Source organism: Rhodoferax ferrireducens, from assembly GCF_049302455.1.
In the GTDB taxonomy this organism is placed as follows: domain Bacteria; phylum Pseudomonadota; class Gammaproteobacteria; order Burkholderiales; family Burkholderiaceae_C; genus Rhodoferax; species Rhodoferax ferrireducens_B.
On sequence record NZ_JBAQMD010000067.1, the window covers coordinates 34,881 to 57,523 of the forward strand.

Here is a 22,643-nt window from a genome sequence, read left to right on the forward strand (position 1 = left end):
CAATTTAACTTCGAGAAAAGCGAATAATGTTCATGGGATGGCAAACACGCGATCCGTGTCGGCCAGAGCAAGACGATGGTTAAAGTTGGAGACGAACGAATGAATTTCAAGCACTTGTACTATTTCTGGGTCACGGCCAAGGCCGGCGGCATCATGCGCGCGGGTGAGCAACTGCACACCACGCCGCAAACCCTGTCCGGCCAGATCAAGCTGCTCGAAGAGCGGCTCGGGCGCAAACTCTTCCGCAAAAGCGGTCGCCAGTTGGAGCTGACCGAGGACGGTCGGCTGGCGTTGGACTATGCCGAGCAGATATTCACGCTGGGCGCTGAACTGGAGGCCGCCGTGCGCCAGGCCCGCGGGGGGCGGCGGGTGCTGGATTTTCGGGTTGGGGTGGCTGATTCGGTCGCCAAGTCGGTGGTTTACCGTCTGCTGGAGCCAGCCCTGTTGGTGAAGGAGCCGGTCAAGCTCATTTGCAGCGAAGGCAAGTTTCCCGATCTGCTGGCGCAATTGGCCTTGCACCGCCTGGATCTGGTGATCGCCGACGAACCGCTGCCCCGGCGCATCAGCGTCAAGGCCTTCAGCCACCCGCTGGGCAGCAGCAGCATGAGTTTCTTCTGCGCGCCGACGCTCAAGTCCCAACTGCACGGCGCCTTTCCAAAATGTCTGAACGACATGCCGATGTTGATGCCGGGTAACTCCGTCTCGGTGCGTCAACAACTGGAGGGCTGGCTAACCCGGCACCAGTTGCATCCGCAGGTGATTGGCGAGTTCGATGACGCTGCCTTGCTGAAAGCGTTTGGACGCGAGGGGCGCGGCGTTTTCATGGCGCCCACGGTGCTGGAAGCCGAGACGGTGGCACAGTTTGGTGTCGATGTGATCGGCCGCAGCGATGAACTGGTGGATGAATTTTTTGCGGTGTCGGTGGAGCGGCGCATCACGCACCCGTGTGTGCTGGCCATCACCGACGCGGCGCGCGATCGGCTGTTCAGCGCCGTCTAGAACCGCTCATGCGCCTGCAGGTAGCGCCATTGCCCAGGGGGCAGGTGCGTCATCGATACCCGCCCGATGCGCAGGCGTTTCATGCTCACAATCTGCAGCCCCAAACGCTCGCACAGGTAGGCGATCAGGCCCGGGTGCGAACCTTTGAGGGCAAAACGCAGCTTCGATGAGGTCTCGCCGGTGCTGTTGAGACTGACTTTGACCGCTGGCAGCGGCTGGCCGTCCACCGCCAGCCCCTGGTTGATGCGCTGCAGGCTCTGCGCTGGCACCTCGCCCGCCACCTCCACAATCACCTCCTGCTCCATCAACTGAGCGTCTTCGGTGAGTTTGCGCAGCACGCGCCAGTCCTGGGTGAACACCACCAGGCCGCTGGCGGCGGTTTCCAGCGGCACGCAAGCCGTGAGCTTGGCAAAGTGGCGCTTGAGCAGTCGCACGCCCGACGCGTCATCGCTGGCGTGCGTGGCGGCGCTGAGCAATTGCTGCGCCGGTTTGACGTGACGATTGGCCTGGCCGGGCGCGGCCATGGCATCGAACCCGGGCGGCTTGTGCAGCAGCAAAGTGATGGCTGAGAGCTCCAGCAGGCTGGCGTCGGGGTCAATTTCGACCCGCTGGTCAGAGACCCGGACCATCGGTTCTTCCACCACTTGCCCGTTCACGCTGACCCAGCCGCCTTCAATGTACTGTTCGGCCTCGCGGCGCGAGCAGGGCACCATTTCAGCGACGCGCTTGGCCAGGCGCTCACCCTCGCGCGGCGCCGGGGGAACAGGTTTTTTAGCGTGAATCATGGCGGCATGTTAACCGTGCCTGCCGCCTTACCAGCTCAGCGGGTCCAGGCGGTAAAACTGGGCCAGTTCGCGGTACAGCGCCGGGTGTTCATCTGCCATGCGCTGCGGCTGCTCGAAGAACACCTCCGAGATCACGGCGAAAAATTCCGCCGGGTCGGTGGCGCCATAGTCGCTGAACAAAGACGCCTCGTCCGGTGAGGCCCGGGTTCTCAGCGCGTCAAACTCGGCCCCCAGCACCTGCGACCAGCGCGCGTAGTGCGCGCGCCGCGCCAGCAGGGGGGCGCCATTGGCGGGGCCGGTTTCCTGATCAAGCTGATGGGCAAATTCATGGATCGCCACGTTTTCGCCATCGGTGGGCGTAGCGGCCCCTGCGAGCGTGTCCTGCCACGACAGGATTACCTGGCCCTCGGACCAGGATTCGCCGGACAGGACCTGGCGTCCCTGGTGAGCGACACCGATGTCGTCCGTGTGCGCCTGATGGACCACGAAGCTGCCGGGGTAGACCAGGATTTGGCGCAGATTGGGGTAGTAATCGCCGGGGCGATTGAGGATCAGCAGGCAGGCTTGGGCTGCAATGGTGACCCGCATCTCGTCGGTGATTTCCAGCCCATCACAGCCAATGAAGGCCTTCTCGGTCACAAACACCTGGATGTGGCGCTTGAGCTGGAGTTGCAGGTCGGCGGGCAGCGCGCGCACATAGGGCACGCGCCGCTTCAGGATGTCACGCCAGGCGGCAGGAAACGCACGGGCACGAATTTTCTGGCGCTTGCGCTCGGTCAGATACGGTTTACCCAGCAGCCAGAGGATAAAAAGCAGGGCCAGGCAGGTAACAAGGAGTATGGGCAAGGGTCGGTTCTCAGGGGCAGCGTGCAACAGGCTGGTAGCTGGGGTTGAGGCACGCTGTTTTCAATCCTCAAGCGCCGTTGGCGCTTGTCAGGACAGCGCGGCTTCAATGCGCGCCACATGGGCCATGAGCGAGCGCTTGGCCACCGGCCACATGCGCGGGGGAACGTCGTCGTAGACCTGCGCGACCCAGTCGTCCAGTGTGCCTTGCGGCTGTGCCTGCATCGCCTGCACGATTTTGGCTTCGCGCTGCAGGCGATGTGCTTTCAGACGCGCAATGGCCCCGGCTGCTTCGCCGTCAAAACCGCCGATCACGTAGCCATGGGCGGGCAGGATGAATTCGAGCTGGTGTTGCTCGCAGGCGGCGCTCAAAATGTCCAGCGAGTCAAGGTAGGCCGTCATGTCGCCATCGGGCGGATCAATCACCGTGGTGCTGCCGCTCAGGATGTGGTCGCCGCTGAACAGCAAACGGTCTTCCAGCAAGACCAGACACAGATGGTTGGCAGCGTGGCCGGGGGTATGAATCACCTTGAGCGTGTGGTCTGAAATATATGACGAATCAGCCTCTAGCCCCCGTGGAATAAGCGTGAGCAGCTCATTATTTAATAGTACTCTGTCGGGCGTGAATACACTGTGGGCGCGGGCCGTCGGCGCGCTGGGCAGGCCCAGGATCGGCGGGGACGGCTGGCCGTGCTGCCGGCACAGCGCCTGCAAGGGCAGGGCGCCCGGGGCGTGGTCCGGGTGCGAATGGGTGCACACGATCATGCGGATGTCGCCGCCGGCCGCGCGCCACAGTTTTTCAAGGTGATCCGGGTCGGCCGGACCGGGGTCGATCACGAGGTAGCCGGTCGCCGGGTCGCCCACCAGATAGCTGTTGGTGCCGGGCCCGGTCATGGCGCCAGGGTTGGGCGCGGTCAGGCGCAGCACGTTCTTCAAGAGTGCCACCGGCTGCTCGGTCTGCCAGTCCAACGGGTGCACGACTTGCCCATCCGGGCAGACCAGCGCCAACTCGCCAAACGGGAGCTCATGCTCCATGAAGCGGACCTCGCACCCGCCCAGCAGGCCGGCGCGCGGACAGCAAGTCCACAGCGGCCGCTCGTTCACAGAACAGGCTTGCAGCACTGCGTCCACGCTGGCGTAGTGCAGCAGCCGCTCCAGCGTGCGGATGGTCGGGTAGATGATAAAAAACTGGCCCGCTGCGTGCCGCGCCAGCGCGTCAACGGGGCGCACCCAGACCGGCTCGAATTGCTCGCTCTCGTCGGCCACCGGCGTCTGCCCCTCGGGCATGCGGGCGACCAGAAACGGCACGTCAAAGCGGCGCGGCAGGTCGCGGTCGGTGATCCAGTGCGCCAGCACAAACACCTCGTCGGCCGCAAGCAGCAGGCCGCGGGTCTGGCATTGGGCCGTGAAGGGGCGGGCGCGGCTCAAGGCGGCGATATCGTGGTGGTCGGCGTGCGCGCCATCGGCCCGGCGCGCCAGCAGCACCCCCAGCTCCTCAAAACTCTCGCGGATGGCGGCAATCGCCTGCGTCAGGTGCAGGTCGCTCTGGCTGGCGCGGCGCCGAGCCTGGGCGTGGCTGGCGCTGTCGAGCGCGTCCACGCCGCCACCGGGGAACACGTAGGCGCCCGGCACAAAACTGGCTGTCGTGGAGCGTCGTGTCATCAGCACTTCCAGCCCATCGGGTGTGTCGCGCAGCAACAGCACGGTCGCGGCCGGGCGGGTCGGCGCGGGTGGGCGCGCGGGGTGCAGGAGTTGGGAGGGGCGTGGCATCTGGTAATTTTGCAACGAAACCTGGGGCGAGCCGCTTGCATAATTCGAAATGACCCATCAGGCGGGGCTGGCATCACCCGTGCAACCAGGAGAACACCCCATGGATATTCAGGCGCTTCAATCGACCTTGCGCGAGTTCGCTGCCGCGCGCCACTGGCAGCCGTTTCATACCCCCAAGAACCTGAGCACTGCGCTGATGGTGGAGGCGGCAGAGCTGGCCGAAATATTTCAATGGATGACGTCTGAAGAATCGCAGGCGGCGCATCTTTATCCCGCGATGAAAGAGCGGATTGCGGACGAAGTGGCCGATGTGCTGCTGTACCTGCTGCAGCTTGCCGATCATTGCGCTATCGACATGCCAGGCGCTGTGGCGAACAAGCTGGTCAAAAATGCCATCAAATATCCTGCGGTGAACCCAAGCCGCAAGCGCGCCAAGGCATCAGAGTCCGCCATTCCCGTGGCGACAACAGTTGTTGCAGAACCTGTCAGACCAACCGCTGATGCAAAAGAGGGGCAGTCTGCCGCACCAACCCATGTGCTCGTGGATTGGGAAAACGTGCAGCCAAAGGACCAGGACATTCAGACTCTGGTGCCGCCAGTGACCGACGTCTGGTTGTTTCACGGCCCCAGTCAGAAAAATGTGTCAGCCGACCAAGCCCTGTTTGGTCAGCGCGCGACCCTAGTTCCGATTGCACGGGCCGGCAAGAACGCGCTGGATTTTCATCTGTCCTTTTATATGGGCTACATCGCATCTCGCAGCCCGCAAGCCAATTTTGTCGTGATCTCCAATGACAAGGGCTATTTGCCCATGCTGGAGCACGCCCAAAGCCTGGGCTTTTCGGCGCGGCAGATCGGGTTTGTGAAAGCGCATGCGGCGGTCAAAAAGGTGGCACCGGGCAAGACAAGGGCCAAGGCGCCGACCATTGGCTTGAGCGCGATCGCAAAGGAATCAAGCGCCAAGACTGCGTCATTGACTCGGCAGCAGAAAGTCCACGCGCCCATGGCCGCCAAAAGGCCAGCCGCGGTCAAAACAGCGCCATTGACCCCACGGGTCACGCAGGCCAGCTCGAAAAAAGCCGTGCAAACCGCTGAGCCTGCCCCGGTCAAGAAAACCGCTCCAGTCAACAAAGCACCTGCTGCCAGGAAGACACAGGCCAGCGGCGCCGCGACCCCTGCGCCCGCAAAGCGCTCCAATCAAAGGCAAAGGCCCGCCAGCCAAGTGCCAAAGGCCAGAAACATCGCGGGCATCGCCGAGTTCCTGACGGCTCGCCGGATCGCAGCACCACCGCCTGAAGCCCATGCCCCTGAAATCCGCAAGCAGCCCAGCCTCACCTTTGATTTGGACAAGGCCGTGCGCCACGTTCAGGCAAGTCTGCAAAGGTCGGCCAACAAGCCGACCCGAAAAGCCAGGTTGTTGGCTGCGGTCACATCCTTGCTCAATGAGTCAAGCTCCGATGCGGCCATCGTGACCGATGTGTTGGCAAAGCTGGTGAGTCGTGGTTTTGTGCGGCTGGATGAAAAGGGTGGGGTGCATTTCAACCCATGAGCTTGCGTTGGGATGCACTGCGTGCCTCACTTGAAATGGCTGGCTCGCCAGAGCGGGCACGTCCGGTAGCCGCGGCGTAGATAATTGCCCCCATGCGAATCCCCTTTACCAAAATGCAAGGTGCCGGCAACGATTTTGTGGTGCTTGATGAGACTCAAGGCCGCTTTGGCTTGAGCACCGCGCACTATCGCTTGCTGGCGGATCGCCACTTTGGCGTCGGTGCCGACCAGATTTTGACGGTGCGCCCTTCTCCGGCGCCGGGCATTGATTTTGAGTACCTCATTCACAACGCCGATGGCGCCGAGGTCGAGCAGTGCGGCAACGGGGCGCGCTGCTTTGCGCGCTTCGTGCGTGATCAGGGCCTGACAGCCAAGGACGCGATCCGGGTGCAGACCCGAGGCGGCGTGATTGAGCCGCAACTTAACCCCGATGGCCGCGTCACGGTGAACATGGGGGCGCCGGTGTTTGAGCTGGCCGAGATCCCGTTTGATGCCACCGGTCTGCAGCCGCAAACTTCGGGTTTATGGCAAAAATGGCCTCTAGCCCTCGTGGATGCTGGGCATGCAGCTACTGTTTATGTAGCAGTGGTGTCGATGGGCAACCCGCACGCGGTGCAGGTCGTGGACGATGTCGACACAGCGCCGGTGCTGTTGCAAGGCCCTTTGATTGAACACCATGCCAGTTTCCCGAAGCGGGTGAATGCCGGTTTCATGCAGATCGTGGACCGCAGCCACATCCTCCTGCGCGTTTACGAGCGCGGCACCGGCGAAACCCTGGCCTGCGGCTCCGGCGCCTGCGCGGCGGTGGTGACCGGCATCCGGCTCGGGCTGCTCGACGACACGGTGAATGTCCAGACCCACGGCGGCACATTGACCATTTCCTGGGCGGGCGCCACGGCGCCGGTACTGATGACCGGGCCCGCCACCCCAGTTTTTCACGGTGAAATCAACCTACCCGACAACCTATGACTACTCCATTCACCAACCCCATTACCGAAGACGACATTGCCAACTACCTGGCCAATACGCCCGACTTTTTTGAGCGCCACGCCGAGTTGCTGGCCGCCGTGCAGCTCAACAGCCCGCACAGCAACCGGGCCGTGAGTCTGCAGGAGCGCCAGGCGCAGATGCTGCGCGAGAAGATCAAGATGCTGGAGCATCGCTTGATGGACATGATGCGCAATGGCCATGACAACATGCTGTTGACCGACAAACTGCTGCAATGGGCTTGCAGCCTGTTCCTGGCGACGGATCCCTTGGCCTTGCCGGGTGAGATGGCAACCGAAATCCAGGACCAGTTTGCGGTGCCGCAAGCCGGGATCAAAGTGTGGGACGTGGCGCCGCAGTTTGCCCAGGCCGACTTTGCGCAAGGCGTGAGCGATGATGCCAAGCTGTTCGCGTCGTCACTGACGGAGCCGTTTTGTGGCGTCAACACCGGTTTTGAAGTCGTCAACTGGCTGGCGGACCCGCAGGCCGCCGCGTCGCTGGCGATTTTGCCCTTGCGCAGCGGGCCGCTGGGCAGCACGGCACCGGCTTTTGGCCTGCTGGTGCTGGCCTCACCGGACGCGCAGCGCTTCAACAGCACCATGGGCACTGACTTGCTGGCGCGCATTGCCGAACTGGCCAGTGCCGCGCTGTCCAAATTGCGCTAAGCAGCGTTTGCATTTGATGGCTGCGCCGGGATTGACTGGGTTGGCATGTTGAACGTTCTTTCCCCCACTCACTCCCCCAACCCCTCTCTCGCCCCACCGGGCGAAAGAGGGGAGCCCCATGTGGCCGCGTGTTGGAAGGTGGGAAATCTGCGCTTCACCGCGCGCTGGCCTCAAAGTGAATGCAACCCAGCGACCAGTCGCCATAGCCAAATTCAGCGTCGCATCAGTTGGCCTATCCTGGGTTTCCCGGTCTGCCGCCCAGAAACGGCCCACTCATATCAAGCGGTGCCTCAACGCCAATTGGCCTCAAGCGGCTTGCAGCAAATCGAAAACCCGCCCCTTCAGTTTGATGGCAACGCGCCCAAGCGCACCTTTTTCCCACCTTCAAAGACACGGCCACATGTGGCTGTTAGCTCCCCTTTCCGCCCCGGCGGGGGTGGAGAGGGGTCGGGGGAGAGGGGGGGAATACAACGCATAAAAAATAGAAATGCTGCTCATAACAACGTGATTCGATCAATCGGCATCGACCACGAGGGTCAAGAAATATCCCAAACATCGGAGCGAAATATTCACTCGCCGCCGCGCGTAGCAGCGAAAGGCGTGCAATGACGAACGTGCCCTATAACCGCGCAATTGCCGCTGCGACGGGTAACCAGCGACAAGGCACAGTTCCCGCAGAGGTCAACGCAGGGACGGGTTTGATTGAACGTTACCTCGAACACGTGCGCGTTGAAAAACGCCTGGCGCAGCGCACGGTCGAGTTGTATGCGCTGGACCTGCAGAAGCTGTCCCAGCATGCCGCGCAGGCAGAGGTCGAACTACTTCAGGTTCAAAACACCCACGTCCGGCGCTGGGTGGCCCAAATGAATGCCGGCGGGCGCAGTGGCCGCGGCATTGCCCTGATTCTGTCGGGCTGGCGCGGCTTCTACGTCTGGCTGGGGCGCGAAGGCCTGATCAGCAGCAACCCGGTGCAGGATGTGCGCGCGCCCAAGGCGGGCAAGCCGCTGCCAAAAGCCCTGAGTGTGGACCAGGCCGTTCAACTGGCCAGCTTTGCGAGCGGCAGCAACGACCCGTGGCTGGAAGCGCGCGACGCCGCCATGGTGGAGCTGCTGTATGGCGCTGGCCTGCGGGTGGGCGAGTTGACCGGACTGGACACGGTGGCCAGTAGCAGCGCACGCGGCTGGATCGATTTGCAGGGTGGTGAAGCCCATGTGCTGGGCAAGGGCGGCAAACGGCGCAGCGTGCCGGTGGGTGCCAAAGCGGTGCTTGCCATCACCCACTGGCTGGCGCTGCGCGATCAGGCGCTGACGCACGCCAGGGCGGGGCAACCGGGGCCTGACGGCGGCGTTCAAACCGCTTTGTTCATTGGCCGCAATGGCACCCGCTTGAGCGCCCAATCGATCTGGCAGCGCCTGCGCCAACGCAGCCTGCAGGCGGGATTGACGACACCGGTGCATCCACACATGCTGCGCCACTCGTTTGCCAGCCATCTGTTGCAGTCCAGCAGCGATTTGCGCGCGGTGCAGGAGTTGCTGGGCCACGTTAGCATCACCACGACGCAGGTCTACACCCGGCTCGACTTCCAGCATTTGGCCAAGGCGTACGATGCGGCTCATCCGCGGGCGAAAATCAAGGGGGCGACCCCAAAATAGGGCGCATTTTCCATCATCGACAGAAAGGTAATCCATGCGTAGCCAAATCACCGTTTTATTGGACAAAGGGGTTCAATTGCAGTTCAACGTGGGCGAGACCCCGATGGCGCCCGATGTGGCACGCAACTGGCTTGACGCCCAGTTCACCGCGCTCGACTGCGAGCCGCTGCGCGCCAGCGGTAAGGTGTTGACCGCAGACAAGGTGCTGCGGGTGACCGAAGCTGCCGGTGCGGCCATGTTCAAGGATGAAAAATGGGCCGCTGATTACGTGCAGGCGGTGCATGCCGCGCTGGCTCGACCCATGATCCGGGTCGACGTGCCCGCGATGACAGTCACTTTTTGACGCAGCGCGCCCGCGCTGTCGGGCGCGAACAATTAATAGGCGACCTGTGCTGAGGCCGCTTGGCCAGGCCTCACAATTGGTCCATGAACACGATTTCTTTAAGAGCCGGCAAAGAACGCTCGCTGTTGCGCCGACATCCTTGGATTTTTGAGTCGGCCATTGCCCATGGCGGGGCCGATGCGGGTGAGACCGTGCGGGTGGAATCGCACGAAGGGCAATTTCTGGCCTGGGCCGCGTACAGTCCGGCCTCCAAAATCCGGGCCCGGGTCTGGAGTTTTGTCGAGACGCAGCGCATAAATGCTGCATTTTTAATAGCTGCTTGTGAAAGCGCCATAAGGGCTAGAGCCAGATTTGATATAAATAGTGACAGTATGCGGCTGGTCCACGGCGAGTCTGACGGTTTGCCGGGGCTGATCGTGGATCGTTATGGGGATACGCTGGTGGCGCAGTTTCTCTCCAGTGGCGCCGAGCGCTGGAAAGACGTGCTGGCGGACGCCCTGCTGGCTGCCACCGGTCTGTCCAGACTGTATGAACGCTCCGACGCCAGTGGCCGCGTGCGCGAAGGTTTGCCCGAGGTGAGTGGCTGGTTGCGTGGTGACGGTCCGGTGGAGCTGGTCTTGCGTGAGCACGGCTGGCAACTGGGCGTCAATATTGCCACTGGGCACAAGACCGGGTTTTATCTGGACCAGCGCGATAGCCGCGCCAGGTTTGCCGATTATTGCGCGCGCCTGAAGTTCGAGCGTGTGCTCAACTGCTATTGCTACACCGGCGGCTTCACCGTGGCGGCATTGACGGGTGGCGCCGCGCACGTCACGTCCATTGACTCCTCGGGCCCGGCCCTGACGCAAGCCGCCGCCAACCTGGCCTTGAACGGTTTTGCGCCTGAGCGCGCCACTTTCATGGATGCCGACGTGAATGCCTCGCTGCGCCAGTTCGGCGCTGAGGGCAAGACTTTTGACGCCATCGTGCTTGATCCGCCCAAGTTTGCGCCCACGGTAGCGCATACCGAGCGCGCGGCGCGGGCTTACAAGGACATCAACCGGCTGGCGTTCAAACTTCTGGCGCCGGGCGGTGTGCTATTTACCTATTCCTGCTCGGGCGGCATCAGCGCTGAGCTGTTTCATAAAATTGTGGCCTCAGCCGGCATTGACGTCCAGGTCGACGGTTACATCGTTGAGCGCATGGGCGGTGCACCGGATCACCCGATGACCATCAATTTCCCCGAAGGCGAATACCTCAAGGGCCTGGTGGTCATGCGTAAATAACCCGAAACCCATTGCCCGCTACACTCCCCCCCTTGCTGACGCCCCCAATCCATTGAGAAAAGCAATGAGTCTTATCCCTGCAACCATTCTGACGGGCTTTCTCGGCTCGGGTAAAACCACGCTGCTCAAACGCGTGCTGGAAGAGGCGCACGGCCAGAAAATCGCCGTCATTGAAAACGAGTTTGGCGAAGAAAACATCGACAACGAAATTCTGGTGACCGAGTCCAAGGAGCAGATCATCCAGATGAACAACGGCTGTATCTGCTGCACCATTCGCGAAGATTTGCGCGAGGCACTGCAGTTGCTGGCCGCCAAGAAGCGCCAGGGTCTGCTCGATTTTGACCGCGTGGTGATCGAAACCACCGGCTTGGCCGACCCCGGTCCGGTGGCGCAAACCTTTTTCATGGACGACGAAATTGCCGAGAGCTACCTGCTCGACTCGATCCTGACGCTGGTCGATGCCAAGCATGCCATGACGCAGCTCGACGAGCGCCAGGAAGCGCGCCGCCAAGTGGGTTTTGCCGATCAGATTTTCATCAGCAAGACTGATCTGGTGGCCGCCGATGAGGTCGATGCGTTGATGCACCGCTTGAAGCACATGAACCCGCGCGCACCGCAAAAGGCAGTGCATTTTGGCGAGGCGGCCTTAAGCGAGGTATTTGACCTGCGCGGCTTCAATCTCAATGCCAAGCTCGATATCGACCCGGATTTTCTGACGGAAGAAGCGCATGACCACGAAGGGCACGATCACTCTGGTCATGCCCCCGGCGAGCACTGTGACCATCCCTCGCACCAACACGGGGGTCATCACCACCACCATGAGGATGATGTCAAGAGTTTCGTTTTCAAATCCGAGCGCGCTTTTGACCCGGCCAAACTGGAAGACTTTCTGGGTGCCATCGTCAATATTTATGGCCCGCGCATGTTGCGCTACAAAGGGGTCCTGCTTATGAAGGGCACGGATCGAAAGGTGATTTTTCAGGGTGTGCACCAGTTGATGGGCAGTGACCTGGGGCCGGCCTGGGCCGCAGGGGAGCCGCGTGTCAGCAAAATGGTGTTCATCGGCATTGACTTGCCGCAAGACATTTTTCTGCAAGGCATGGAACAGTGCCTGGTTTGATTCAAATAAATACGACTAGGCGGTAAACGAAATGTTTTCCTCGTTTTTTCAATTGATGGGATTTCCAGCGCTTAAACCTGTAAACTCGCCCGCCAAACAAGTGGCGCAAAGCCGGCCCTCAAAAGCTGGCGCCGAGGGGACAAGCTTAAAAGCTTCAGGCGGCGCTGCCGACACCAGGCAAACATCCACCAGCGATGTCATCGAGCAGAAAAAATCAGCGAGGAGACAAGACGTGAAATCGCAAACTGTGAAAGCCAAGGAGGCGCCTAAAGCGACCCATGCAGCCGTCAAGGCCAAGCCGGGCATCAAAGTGGTCGCCAAACCGAAACCGGTGGTGCGGCCTCCAGACAAGCCGGCGGTGAAGCCCGCGCCCGTTGCCAAATCAGCGCACGGTGCCGCGGCCAAACCGCCGGTCAGCAAGAAGGCGCCGGCCAAGCCGTCAGCGCCATCGAAAGTGGTGGGGAAAGAGTCCAAGTCGGCTCCGGAAACCGTGGTTAAGGTGACCAAGGTGGCCAAGGCATCGCCAGTGAAGGCGGCCAAGGCCCCCGCGGTCAAAGTTGTCAAACCGACAGCAACAATTCAAGCAAAGGATTCAGTGAAAACGACGTTCGCGAAAGCCGCCAAACCTGAGGTGGCAGCACCCAAACTCCCTGTGGCCCCGGCTGCGACTCCGGTCAAAGTTGCGCAGGCGCCGGTGGCGCCTGCCGCGGCATCCGTACCCGTCAGAGCGGGTCGTCCGTCTTCGCGGTTGGCGCAGTTGACAGTGCCTTCCATGGCGCAGTCGGTGGCTTCAACCGCCGCCAAAGCCAGTTTTTCACAAACCGTAGTCGCGCCCTACATTGTTCCGCCGGTCGCTTCCGCCGTCAAAAAAGACCCGGCATTGGTCAACAACTGGAAACTCAAACCGGTTGAGCAACTGACCGAGGCCGAATTGATCGCCATGCCCGATGAAGAGTACATGAACGATACCCAGCTGGCGTTTTTTCGTCGTGTGCTCACCACGCTCAAACAAGACATTCTGAGCAACGCCGGCCAAACCACTGAGCATCTGCGGGCCGACACGGTGGTGGTGCCTGATCCGGCCGATCGGGCCACCATTGAAGAAGAACACGCCCTGGAGTTGCGCACCCGGGACCGTGAGCGCAAGCTGCTGAAGAAAATTGAACAATCGCTCGCGCGCATCGACTCGGGCGACTATGGCTATTGTGATGAAACCGGTGAAGCCATCGGGGTTGGGCGTCTGTTGGCGCGTCCGACCGCCAATCTGTCGCTGGAGGCTCAGCAGCGCCGGGAACTCAAGCAGAAGATGTTTGGGGATTGACGGGCGGCGTCTGTGACCTCTGCTCCTGTTTGTTCCCGCCATGGCAACCAAAGACACTAACTCCGGTTTGCTGTCCAAGATGGCCCGGTTTGTTCGCAACCCGACCAAGGACTGGTCTGATTTGGACAAGCCAGAGCCCGATACCGAGCAGGAAAATGAATATGGGAAAGCGGCGCTCAAGGAGATGATCGAGCGCAAGCGGCAAAATGATTTCGTTCGTCGGCGTGAATTTGACCACTTGCGCAAAATCCGCCGCAATGGGCCGGTGTTGAGTCCTGAGCTCGCGGGCCGTCCCTCTTTTTTCCAGACCAGCTCGATTTCCAACCTGGATGAGCGTGCCACGACGCTGAAGAAAATTGACGAAATTGAAGCCCAGATGTCCAAGCAGTGGTGGAAGGGCAAGCAGGACGAGGCCATGGTTCAGTCGGGCAAGCCGTCCGGGTCTGGCACCGCCTCCCAGGCGCAGGGTGAACTCGCGCCGCTGGAGGGTACCCAACGAAAAGTCGCAGACACTTTTGTCTCCACGCTGGCGTCTCAGTTGAGACCGACTGGCGACTCGGGGTCCGGTGCTGACTATGAGCCGACACAGATGGGTCTGGCTGCATCGCAGGAGTCGGTGCCCTTCGGTGCGCCGCGGCAGATGCTGTCGTCCAGGAGCTCCGGTGGCAGGACCGTGGATACCGGTCTGAGCGGATATTCGCCTTCCAAATTGTTTTCTGTCGACTTGGGAGACAGTCTGGCCGATCCCGATTTAGAGGAGGCTGCCATCCGATTCGCCAATGGCGATGACGCGGGAGCCGAGGCGACTTTGCTGGACGCGCTGCAGGCAGAGCCGGTTAATCCGGATTCGGCCGACGGCTGGGCAGCGGCTTTGTTTGACCTTTATCGCGCCACCGGGCAACAGACCAGTTTTGATCGCGTGGCCATTGAGTATGCCCAGCGCTTCGGACGCTCGGCGCCAGCCTGGTTCTCAACCCCTGAGTTGTTGGGCCGCAATACGCTCCCGGCCCCGCTGCCGCAGGCAGGTGGGTTGGCATCCGGTAGCCAGTTGGTCTGGGAGTGTCCTGTCGATCTTGATTTGTCGGAAGTGCAGGCCCTGCGCGCCAGTTTGGTGAGCGCCACTGGCCGTCTCTGGCATTTGAACTGGCATCAGTTCCAGCGTATGACGCCTGAGGCTGCCAGTGCCTTGGCCGAGCTTTTTGCCCGGTGGTGCTCGCAGCCGGTTCAACTGCAATTTGACGGCTCCGACGTGTTGCACAACATCTTGAAATCGTACACGCCATCGGGCGATCGTGCGGTGGACATGGTGTGGTGGCGACTGCGCCTGGACGCCCTGCGCATCCTGCGTCTGCAGGACGAGTTTGAATTGGCGGCGCTGGATTTCTGTGTCACCTACGAAGTTTCTCCACCACCCTGGGAAGACGCCCGGTGTGAGTATGTTCATGAGCGTTTGAATTCAATGCCGCCCCATGAAGCCGCGTTCGCCTTGACAGAAGCGCCCGCCGCGCTCCCCTCTTTTGCCTTGAGTCAGGGGGCAACAGTGCCCATGGGACTTGACATGCTGTCGGCGGCGACTGTGGTGGAGTTGAGCGGCGAGGTGCTGGGCGACGCGGCCGAGGCGCTGGACAAATTGCAGGCGGGATTGCACGACGCCAAGCACCTGGTTATTTCCTGTTCCCGACTGATTCGGGTCGATTTTTCGGCTGCAGGCAGTATTCTGAACTGGGTTGCCTTGCGCGAGTCCGAGGCTTGCTCGGTTCAGTTTCGCGATGTGCCGCGTCTGGTTGCTGCATTTTTCAACGTTATTGGGATTAACGAACACGCGCGGGTTGTGTTGCGCGCCCATTGACCTTTTGCGACATCAAGCATGGAACAATTTCACGGAACCACCATCATCAGCGTACGCCGCAAGACACCTGAGGGCTACTCGGTGGCCATTGGCGGGGACGGCCAGGTCACCTTGGGCAACATTGTGGTCAAAGGCACGGCCCGCAAAGTGCGCAAGCTCTATCACGGCAAGGTGCTGGCCGGATTCGCAGGCGCCACGGCCGACGCCTTCACGCTGTTTGAACGCTTTGAGGCCAAGCTGGAGAAGCATCAGGGCCATCTGGTGCGTGCCGCCATTGAGCTCACCAAAGACTGGCGCACTGACCGGGTCTTGCGCCGTCTGGAGGCGATGCTGGCAGTGGCTGACAGCGAGGCGTCGCTTATCATCACAGGCAACGGTGATGTGCTGGAGCCCGAGAACGGCATCGTCACCATTGGCTCTGGCGGCGCATACGCGCAAGCGGCGGCCATGGCCTTGCTCAACCACACCGAGATGTCGGCGCCGGAGATCGTCAAGAAATCCCTGGAAATAGCGGCCGATATCTGCATCTATACCAACATGAGCCACACCATTGAAACGCTGCCATGACCCCGCAAGAAATCGTTTTTGAACTTGATAAACACATTGTTGGCCAGCAACAGGCCAAGCGGGCGGTGGCCATTGCACTGCGCAATCGCTGGCGGCGCCAGCAGGTCGAGCCCGGTCTGCGTGCAGAAATTACACCCAAGAACATTTTGATGATTGGCCCGACGGGTGTTGGCAAAACCGAAATCGCCCGGCGCCTGGCACGGCTCGCCGATGCACCTTTCATCAAGGTCGAGGCGACCAAGTTCACCGAGGTCGGCTACGTTGGCAAAGATGTTGACGCCATCATCCGCGATCTGGCCGACATCGCCGTCAAGCAGACGCGTGTCGCCGAGATGAAAAAAGTGCGCTCACGCGCCGAAGACGCGGCCGAAGATCGGGTGCTCGACGTTCTGATTCCGCCCCCGCGCGGTGATTTTGGTGTGGTACAAAACATGGAGCCCGAGAGTGTTGCGCGCCAGACTTTTCGCAAAAAATTGCGCGAGGGCCAGTTGGCAGACCGGGAGATTGAAATTGACCTGGCGCAGTCTGCGCCGCAACTGGAGATCATGGGCCCGCCAGGCATGGAAGAAATGACCGAGCAGTTGCGTGGGATGTTTGGCCAGATGGGACAGCAAAAGCGCCAGACGCGCAAGCTCAAAATCCCTGAGGCCCTGAAGTTGCTCGTTGAAGAAGAGGCGGCCAAACTTGTCAACGAAGAAGAGATCAGGACGCAGGCGCTGCACATGCTGGAGCAAAACGGCATTGTCTTCATTGACGAGATTGACAAGGTCACCTCGCGCGCTGAAGGCAGTGGAGCCGAGGTATCGCGCCAGGGTGTACAGCGGGATCTGCTGCCGCTGGTCGAAGGCACCACGGTGTCGACCAAATACGGCATGGTCAAGACGGATCACATTTTGTTCATCGCGTCTGGTGCGTTCCATCTGAGCAAACCAAGTGACCTGATCCCCGAGTTGCAAGGGCGTTTCCCGATCCGGGTTGAGCTTCAATCTCTGTCAGTGCAGGACTTTGTGGCGATCCTGACGCAAACCGCTGCCTCGCTGGTCAAGCAGTATCAGGCCCTGTTGGCCACGGAAAACGTTCACATTGAGTTCCTCGACGAGGGCATCACACGCTTGGCGCACATCGCGTTCGACGTGAATGAGCGCACCGAAAACATTGGGGCCCGGCGTCTGTCGACCGTCATGGAACGCTTGCTCGACGAGGTGAGTTTTGACGCTGCCAATCTGGGCGGTCAAACGATTCACGTCGACGCTGCCTATGTGCAGGCACGACTCGGTGAGTTGAGCCAGGATGAGGACCTTTCTCGTTACATTTTGTAAGTGTTTGCGGGGCATGTCTTTGCTTCTGTCCTGCATGGCTTGAGGTTGAATCAAGCCTGTCTTCAAGCATCACATTGATTACACGCCCTAAGTCCTTAATTTAGAACGTTTTTTGGTGTTCATCTGCATCCGAATTCGTTTCTAAGCCCTTGATTTCATTGGAAATATTTATTTAAAAACCTGTTGGTGCGGCTCACTTTTGCTGATACAGTGCAAAAATGTGCAATTAAGTGGTGAAAAGTGCCTTTGCACTTCCATTTCTTTGCAAAATTACCAAAAGAGAGTGTGCTGTTGTGTTTCAAGGGGCTTCGTCTTTAAGTCTGGATGCTAAAGGTCGGCTGTCGGTGCCGACCCGGCATCGTGACGTACTGAGCGCCACCGCCTCTGGCCAACTCACCATCACCAAGCATCCGCACGGTTGTCTGATGGTTTTCCCGCGACCCGAATGGGAAAAGTTTCGTGAACGCATCGCTGCACTGCCGATGTCGGCGCAGTGGTGGAAGCGCATCTTCCTGGGCAACGCCATGGATGTCGAGCTCGACGGGACTGGTCGCGTGCTGGTGTCGCCCGAACTGCGCGCCGCCGCTGGCATTGCCAAGGACGCTGTGTTGCTGGGGATGGGCAGTTATTTCGAGTTGTGGGACCAGGTGACCTATGACGCCGAAGAGGCCAAGGCGATGCAGGGCGACATGCCTGACGTTTTCAAAGACTTTTCTTTCTGAAGGCGCACGGTGGAAACGTCTTTGACACACACCACCGTGTTGTTGAATGAAGCGGTGGACGCTCTGTTCTGCAACCCGGACGCCACGGCCGATGCATCTGCCACAGGCGCGCAGGTTTATGTGGACGCCACTTTTGGTCGCGGCGGCCACAGCCGTCTCATCCTCTCCCGGATGATGCCGACCGATCGGCTGATAGCTTTTGACAAGGATGCCGAGGCATTGGTCGAGGCCGGCAACATCCATGATTCACGTTTCTCCATCCGGCACCAGGGGTTCAGTCATCTCGACGAGCTGCCCCCGGCGAGTGTGGCCGGTGTGTTGCTTGACCTGGGGATCAGTTCGCCCCAAATTGACAACCCGGCGCGGGGTTTCAGCTTCCGGTTCGAGGGGCCACTGGACATGCGCATGGACACGACGCGCGGCATCAGCGTGGCGCAGTGGCTGGCAAATGCCGAGACCGAGAAAATAGCGGAGGTGATACGTGACTATGGTGAAGAACGGTTTGCTGGGCCCATTGCAAAGGCGATTGTTGCTCGCCGACAGGAACGGGGCCCCATTTCAAACACCACCGAGCTGGCCCAGCTCGTGGCTGACACGGTCAAGACCCGCGAGCCGGGCCAGAACCCCGCCACGCGCACCTTTCAGGCTTTTCGGATTTTTATCAATGCCGAGCTTGAAGAGCTGCAACAGGCGTTAGCAGCCAGCCTGCTGGTGTTAGCTCCGGGCGGGCGCCTGGTCGTTATCAGTTTCCATTCACTGGAAGACCGCATCGTCAAACAGTTCATCGCCCAGCATTCACGCGACGTCTATGACAGGCGCGCCCCTTTTGCGCCGCCCAAGGTGATGCAACTCAAGGCGCTCGCGCGCATCAGGCCCAGTGCCGCCGAGGTGAGCGCCAACCCGCGTGCGCGTAGCGCGATCATGCGTGTGGCACAGAGGACCGCATCATGACCCGATTGAACCTGGTTCTGCTGTTGGCCGTGCTTGCCAGCGCCTTGTACCTGGTGAATGTGCAGTACGAGTCACGCCGACTGTTTTCCGCGCTTGACCAGGCCCACTCCGAGGCGCGCCGCCTGGAAGTCGACAATGAGCGCCTGCAAGTGGAAAAACGGGCGCAGGCCACGCCCTCGCGTGTAGAGCGCCTCGCGATTGCAAAATTGCAGATGCACACGGCCACGCCTGCCATCACGCATTACGTCAACCACGGCAGCGTCGCCGCAGCCACCACTTTGGTGCCTGGTGACCCCGCGTCGGGCCATGCTGGCTCGGCTACTGGCGCGGGCGTTCCATGAGCCGCAGCGTTGCCTACACCTCAAGCCCTTTGCTGGCGAGCCGCACGCCGCTGTGGCGCAGCAAGTTCATTGTGGCGGCCATCGCGCTGGGGTCGGTCGGCCTGATCGCACGCGCCGTCTATATCCAGGTGGTGGCCAATGATTTTTTCCTGAAACAGGGCCAGGTGCGATTTGGACGCACGCTCGCCTTGCCGGCCAATCGGGGCCGCATTCTGGACCGCAACGGCTTGATCCTCGCGTCCAGCATTCCGGCCCCAAGCATCTGGGCCATTCCCGAAGATGTGGAGCGCGACCCGGCCCGTTTGCAGCAATTGGCGAATCTGCTTGAGATGCCCATGGCTGAGCTCAATAAGCGATTGGCGAACGAAGACAAGACCTTTGTCTGGCTCAAACGCCAGGTGGATGACCCCATTGCCAAGCAGATCGTTGCGCTGGGTCTCAAGGGCATTTACCAACGCAAGGAATACAAACGCCAGTACCCCGAAGGCGAGGCTGCCGCGCATGTGGTGGGATTTACCAACGTGGAAGACAAGGGCCAGGAGGGCATTGAGCTTGCTTTCAACAAAGATCTGGCCGGTCATGCCGGCTCGCGCCGCGTCATCAAAAACCGGCTGGGTCAGGTGGTGGAGGCGGTCGGTGAGCAGATCGAGCCGATGGACGGCCGTGATTTGCAGCTCAGTATTGACAGCAAGATCCAGTTCTTTGCCTACCAGAAGCTGCGCGATGCTGTGCTCTTGTACAAGGCACGGGCGGGCAGTGTCGTGGTGCTGGACACGGTCAGCGGTGAAGTGCTGGCACTGGCCAACTTTCCCAGTTACGCGCCTGGCAAACGGCAAAACCTGAGCGGTGCCCAGCTACGCAACCGGGCGCTCACGGACTCGTTCGAGCCCGGTTCGACCATGAAGCCGTTCGTGATTGCGCTGGCGCTTGAAAAAGGCCTGGTCAAGCCCGAGACGCCGATTCAAACGGCACCGGGGCGGATCAATATTGGCAGCGCCACCATCAGCGACGCCCATCCGCACGACGTGCTCACTGTCAACGAGGTGATCCAGAAGTCCAGCAACGTGGGCACGGTCAAGATGGCGATGCAGATGCAGCCGCGCGAGATGTGGAACATGTTCAGTCAGGTCGGCTTTGGTCAGAAGCCGCAACTGCCCTTCCCGGGCGCCGTGAGCGGTCGCCTGCGCGCCTACAAGAGCTGGCGGCCGATAGAGCAGGCCACCATGAGTTACGGCTATGGACTGTCCATCAGTCTGTTCCAGCTGGCGCATGCCTATAGCGTGTTTGCGCGCGAGGGCGATCTGGTACCGGTGACCATGCTCAAGTCAAGCGCGCCTGCGATCGGCGCGCGGGTGATCAGTGAAAAAAATGCTGCTGCGGTGCGCCACATGCTGCACCTAGTCACCGGGCCCGGCGGCACCGCGCCCAAGGCACAGACCATGGGCTACTCGGTCGGCGGCAAGACCGGCACGGCCTACAAGCAGGAAGGGCGCGGCTATGCCACCAAGAAATACCGGGGCGTCTTTGTGGGGGTGGCACCGATCGACCAGCCGCGCATCGCGGTGGCGGTGATGATTGATGAACCCAGCAACGGCAAGTATTTCGGTGGTGACGTGGCAGCGCCGGTGTTCAGCGAAACCGTACAACAGACGCTGAAAATATTGGGTATTCAACCCGACATGTCGGTCAGGCCCCAGATCGTGGCGCAAGCCGAAGTGGAGAGCTTCTGATGCTTGAATGGCAAACCCCGCAAGACGCCGCCAACTGGTTGCGCAGCCGTGTCACCGGCACGCTGCAAACCGACAGCCGCAAGCTGCAGTCCGGCGACGGCTTCATTGCCTGGCCGGGCGCGGCCGCTGATGCGCGTCAGTTTGTGGCGAGTGCCTTGGCCAGCGGCGCCGGCGCCTGTCTGGTCGAGCGCTTGGGCGTCGAGGCTTATGCGTTCAGCAGCGACAAGGTCGCCGCTTACGCCAATCTCAAAGCCGCCAGCGGCCTGATTGCCGCCGCGTATTTCGACCAGCCTTCGCAACAACTGGACGTGCTGGCAGTGACCGGCACCAATGGCAAAACCTCCACTGCCTGGTGGTTGGCACAAGCGCTATCGAATTTGAAGCTTACTACGCCCATTCCATGCGGGCTGGTGGGTACTTTAGGCATAGGAACACCACCGCCGTCAGCGTCTGGACAGCCGCCCGTCGGGCGTGTCGCAGCGCACGGCGCTGATCCCCTCGCCGGCATGGTGGCGACCGGCCTGACCACGCCTGATCCGGTGCTGCTGCAGCAAGCCTTGCGGCGCTTTGTGGACCGCGGGTTCAAAGCTTGCGCGCTGGAGGCGTCCTCCATCGGCCTGCAAGAACAGCGGCTGAACGGCACCCGCATCCGGACCGCTATCTTCACCAACTTCACGCAAGACCATCTGGATTACCACGGCGCCATGGCGGCCTATTGGCAGGTCAAGGCGAGCCTGTTTCAGTGGCCGGGACTGCAGTCGGCTGTCATCAATATCGATGACCCGCAGGGTGCCGAACTGGCCCAAGTGCTGCACGGCAAGCTGGCCGAAGTGTGGACCGTGTCCTGCGTTGGCGCAGCCCGGCTGCAGGCCTGCGACATTGTTCATGATGCGCCGGGTTTGCGCTTTACCGTGTTGGAGCACGGGCCTGACGGCGCGAACGGCCCAGGCGGGGCGGGTGAGCGCCATGTGCTGCAGACCCGGCTGATCGGGAGCTACAACGTCGCCAACCTGTTGGGCGTGATGGCGGCCATGCGTTGCCTGGGCGTGCCGCTGGCAGCGGTCGTCGCGTCCTGTGCCGACTTGACTCCGGTGCCCGGACGAATGGAATGCTGGGGTGCGCCAGGCCAACCGCTGGCCGCAGTGGACTATGCCCACACGCCCGACGCCCTGGGCAAAGCACTGCTGGCGCTGCGCCCCTTGGCTGATCAGCGCGGCGGTCGGCTCTGGTGTGTTTTTGGTTGTGGCGGTGACCGCGATACGGCCAAGCGACCCCTGATGGGCGCGATCGCGGCCAGCCACGCCGACTGCGTGGTGGTGACCAGCGACAACCCGCGCAGCGAAAAGCCCGATGCCATCATCAGCCAGATATTGCTCGGCCTGACCGGTTACCCCGCGCTGACGGTCGAACCCGACCGGGCGCTGGCGATTGCACAGGCGTTCGCGCAGGCCGCACCCCAAGATGTGCTGCTGATCGCCGGCAAGGGCCATGAGGATTATCAGGAAGTGGCGGGCCGACGCCTGCCGTTCTCGGACGCGGAGCAGGTGCGGCTGGCATTGGGCCAGTGGGCTGCGCCTGACGCCGGGTCGACCGCCGAGCCGGGAGCGCAGGGATGAGCGCGATGATGAATTGCTTTGGTCCGGATTCGTTGGCCTTGGCTGAGCAATCGCTTGCGGGATTCTGCGCGGATGGTGAGTTTTTCGAACGCGTCGCGGTCGACGAGTCAGGACTTGTTTCTTGCCATTTTTCCCCCACTCACTCCCCCAACCCGGGTTTTTGGGGTCAGAGCCCAAATTCGCCGAGCCGACGGCTCGCCCAAAGGGAGCGGCGCCATGCGCCGCAGCGAAATTGGTGTCTGACCCCAATAAC

At 61.2% G+C, this 22,643-nt stretch carries 20 protein-coding genes and 1 pseudogene; 18 read left to right on the forward strand and 3 right to left on the reverse strand.

The window, feature by feature from the left end:
• Window positions 1–99 precede the first annotated feature (99 nt).
• Window positions 100–999 carry a transcriptional activator NhaR gene (nhaR, locus tag WA157_RS12165; RefSeq protein ID WP_422621205.1) on the forward strand — a complete coding sequence of 300 codons (900 nt, stop codon included), beginning with the start codon at window positions 100–102 and terminating at the stop codon, window positions 997–999.
• On the opposite strand, the gene WA157_RS12170 is transcribed toward nhaR, so the two are convergent.
• The 3 genes from WA157_RS12170 to WA157_RS12180 form a co-directional block, all read right to left on the reverse strand.
• Window positions 996–1,784, reverse strand: coding sequence for an RNA pseudouridine synthase (locus tag WA157_RS12170; protein ID WP_422621206.1), 789 nt, complete (start codon window positions 1,782–1,784; stop codon window positions 996–998). The genes nhaR and WA157_RS12170 overlap by 4 nt on opposite strands.
• Window positions 1,785–1,811: 27 nt before the next feature.
• Window positions 1,812–2,630, reverse strand: coding sequence for a zinc-dependent peptidase (locus WA157_RS12175; RefSeq protein ID WP_422621207.1), 819 nt, complete (start codon window positions 2,628–2,630; stop codon window positions 1,812–1,814).
• Between the two features lie 87 nt (window positions 2,631–2,717).
• Window positions 2,718–4,397, reverse strand: coding sequence for an MBL fold metallo-hydrolase (locus WA157_RS12180; protein WP_422621208.1), 1,680 nt, complete (start codon window positions 4,395–4,397; stop codon window positions 2,718–2,720).
• Window positions 4,398–4,497: 100 nt separating this feature from the next.
• On the opposite strand from WA157_RS12180, the pseudogene WA157_RS12185 reads away from it, so the two are divergent.
• From WA157_RS12185 to WA157_RS12265, 17 genes and pseudogenes are all read left to right on the forward strand, one after another.
• Window positions 4,498–4,803 (forward strand): annotated as a pseudogene (locus WA157_RS12185) (nucleotide pyrophosphohydrolase); the annotation flags it as partial.
• A 3-nt stretch (window positions 4,804–4,806) separates the two neighbouring features.
• Complete coding sequence (locus tag WA157_RS12190) at window positions 4,807–5,943, forward strand: PIN domain-containing protein (protein ID WP_422621222.1); 1,137 nt, start codon at window positions 4,807–4,809, stop codon at window positions 5,941–5,943.
• Window positions 5,944–6,035: 92 nt separating this feature from the next.
• Window positions 6,036–6,911, forward strand: a complete 876-nt coding sequence (dapF, locus tag WA157_RS12195) for a diaminopimelate epimerase (protein ID WP_422621209.1) — start codon at window positions 6,036–6,038, stop codon at window positions 6,909–6,911.
• Window positions 6,908–7,594, forward strand: coding sequence for a DUF484 family protein (locus WA157_RS12200; RefSeq protein ID WP_422621210.1), 687 nt, complete (start codon window positions 6,908–6,910; stop codon window positions 7,592–7,594). Before dapF ends, WA157_RS12200 begins: the two co-directional genes overlap by 4 nt.
• Window positions 7,595–8,199: 605 nt before the next feature.
• Window positions 8,200–9,246, forward strand: coding sequence for a tyrosine recombinase XerC (locus WA157_RS12205; RefSeq protein ID WP_422621211.1), 1,047 nt, complete (start codon window positions 8,200–8,202; stop codon window positions 9,244–9,246).
• Between the two features lie 34 nt (window positions 9,247–9,280).
• Window positions 9,281–9,589: a hypothetical protein gene (locus WA157_RS12210; RefSeq protein WP_011465713.1), complete on the forward strand. Its 309-nt coding sequence runs from the start codon at window positions 9,281–9,283 to the stop codon at window positions 9,587–9,589.
• Window positions 9,590–9,672: 83 nt separating this feature from the next.
• On the forward strand, window positions 9,673–10,854 hold the full coding sequence (locus WA157_RS12215) for a class I SAM-dependent rRNA methyltransferase (RefSeq protein ID WP_422621212.1): 1,182 nt from the start codon (window positions 9,673–9,675) through the stop codon (window positions 10,852–10,854).
• A 64-nt stretch (window positions 10,855–10,918) separates the two neighbouring features.
• A complete protein-coding gene (locus tag WA157_RS12220) occupies window positions 10,919–11,974 on the forward strand; it encodes a CobW family GTP-binding protein (RefSeq protein ID WP_422621213.1) in 1,056 nt (351 codons plus the stop codon).
• 526 nt (window positions 11,975–12,500) lie between these two features.
• Window positions 12,501–13,295, forward strand: coding sequence for an RNA polymerase-binding protein DksA (dksA, locus tag WA157_RS12225; protein WP_422621223.1), 795 nt, complete (start codon window positions 12,501–12,503; stop codon window positions 13,293–13,295).
• A gap of 40 nt (window positions 13,296–13,335) precedes the next feature.
• Window positions 13,336–15,144 carry an STAS domain-containing protein gene (locus WA157_RS12230; RefSeq protein WP_422621214.1) on the forward strand — a complete coding sequence of 603 codons (1,809 nt, stop codon included), beginning with the start codon at window positions 13,336–13,338 and terminating at the stop codon, window positions 15,142–15,144.
• An 18-nt stretch (window positions 15,145–15,162) separates the two neighbouring features.
• Window positions 15,163–15,711, forward strand: coding sequence for an ATP-dependent protease subunit HslV (gene hslV / locus WA157_RS12235; RefSeq protein WP_422621215.1), 549 nt, complete (start codon window positions 15,163–15,165; stop codon window positions 15,709–15,711).
• A complete protein-coding gene (hslU, locus tag WA157_RS12240) occupies window positions 15,708–17,030 on the forward strand; it encodes an ATP-dependent protease ATPase subunit HslU (protein WP_422621216.1) in 1,323 nt (440 codons plus the stop codon). The genes hslV and hslU overlap by 4 nt, the downstream gene beginning before the upstream one ends.
• Window positions 17,031–17,323: 293 nt before the next feature.
• Window positions 17,324–17,752, forward strand: a complete 429-nt coding sequence (mraZ, locus tag WA157_RS12245; RefSeq protein WP_041792749.1) for a division/cell wall cluster transcriptional repressor MraZ — start codon at window positions 17,324–17,326, stop codon at window positions 17,750–17,752.
• Between the two features lie 9 nt (window positions 17,753–17,761).
• The gene (gene rsmH / locus WA157_RS12250; RefSeq protein ID WP_422621217.1) at window positions 17,762–18,703 is read left to right on the forward strand and encodes a 16S rRNA (cytosine(1402)-N(4))-methyltransferase RsmH; all 942 of its coding nucleotides are present in this window, start codon (window positions 17,762–17,764) and stop codon (window positions 18,701–18,703) included.
• Window positions 18,700–19,044 (forward strand): cell division protein FtsL, encoded by a 345-nt coding sequence (ftsL, locus tag WA157_RS12255; RefSeq protein ID WP_422621218.1) that lies wholly within the window; start codon window positions 18,700–18,702, stop codon window positions 19,042–19,044. The genes rsmH and ftsL overlap by 4 nt, the downstream gene beginning before the upstream one ends.
• Window positions 19,041–20,774 carry a peptidoglycan D,D-transpeptidase FtsI family protein gene (locus tag WA157_RS12260; RefSeq protein ID WP_422621219.1) on the forward strand — a complete coding sequence of 578 codons (1,734 nt, stop codon included), beginning with the start codon at window positions 19,041–19,043 and terminating at the stop codon, window positions 20,772–20,774. The genes ftsL and WA157_RS12260 overlap by 4 nt, the downstream gene beginning before the upstream one ends.
• Window positions 20,774–22,390, forward strand: a complete 1,617-nt coding sequence (locus WA157_RS12265; RefSeq protein WP_422621220.1) for a Mur ligase family protein — start codon at window positions 20,774–20,776, stop codon at window positions 22,388–22,390. Before WA157_RS12260 ends, WA157_RS12265 begins: the two co-directional genes overlap by 1 nt.
• Window positions 22,391–22,643: the final 253 nt, after the last annotated feature.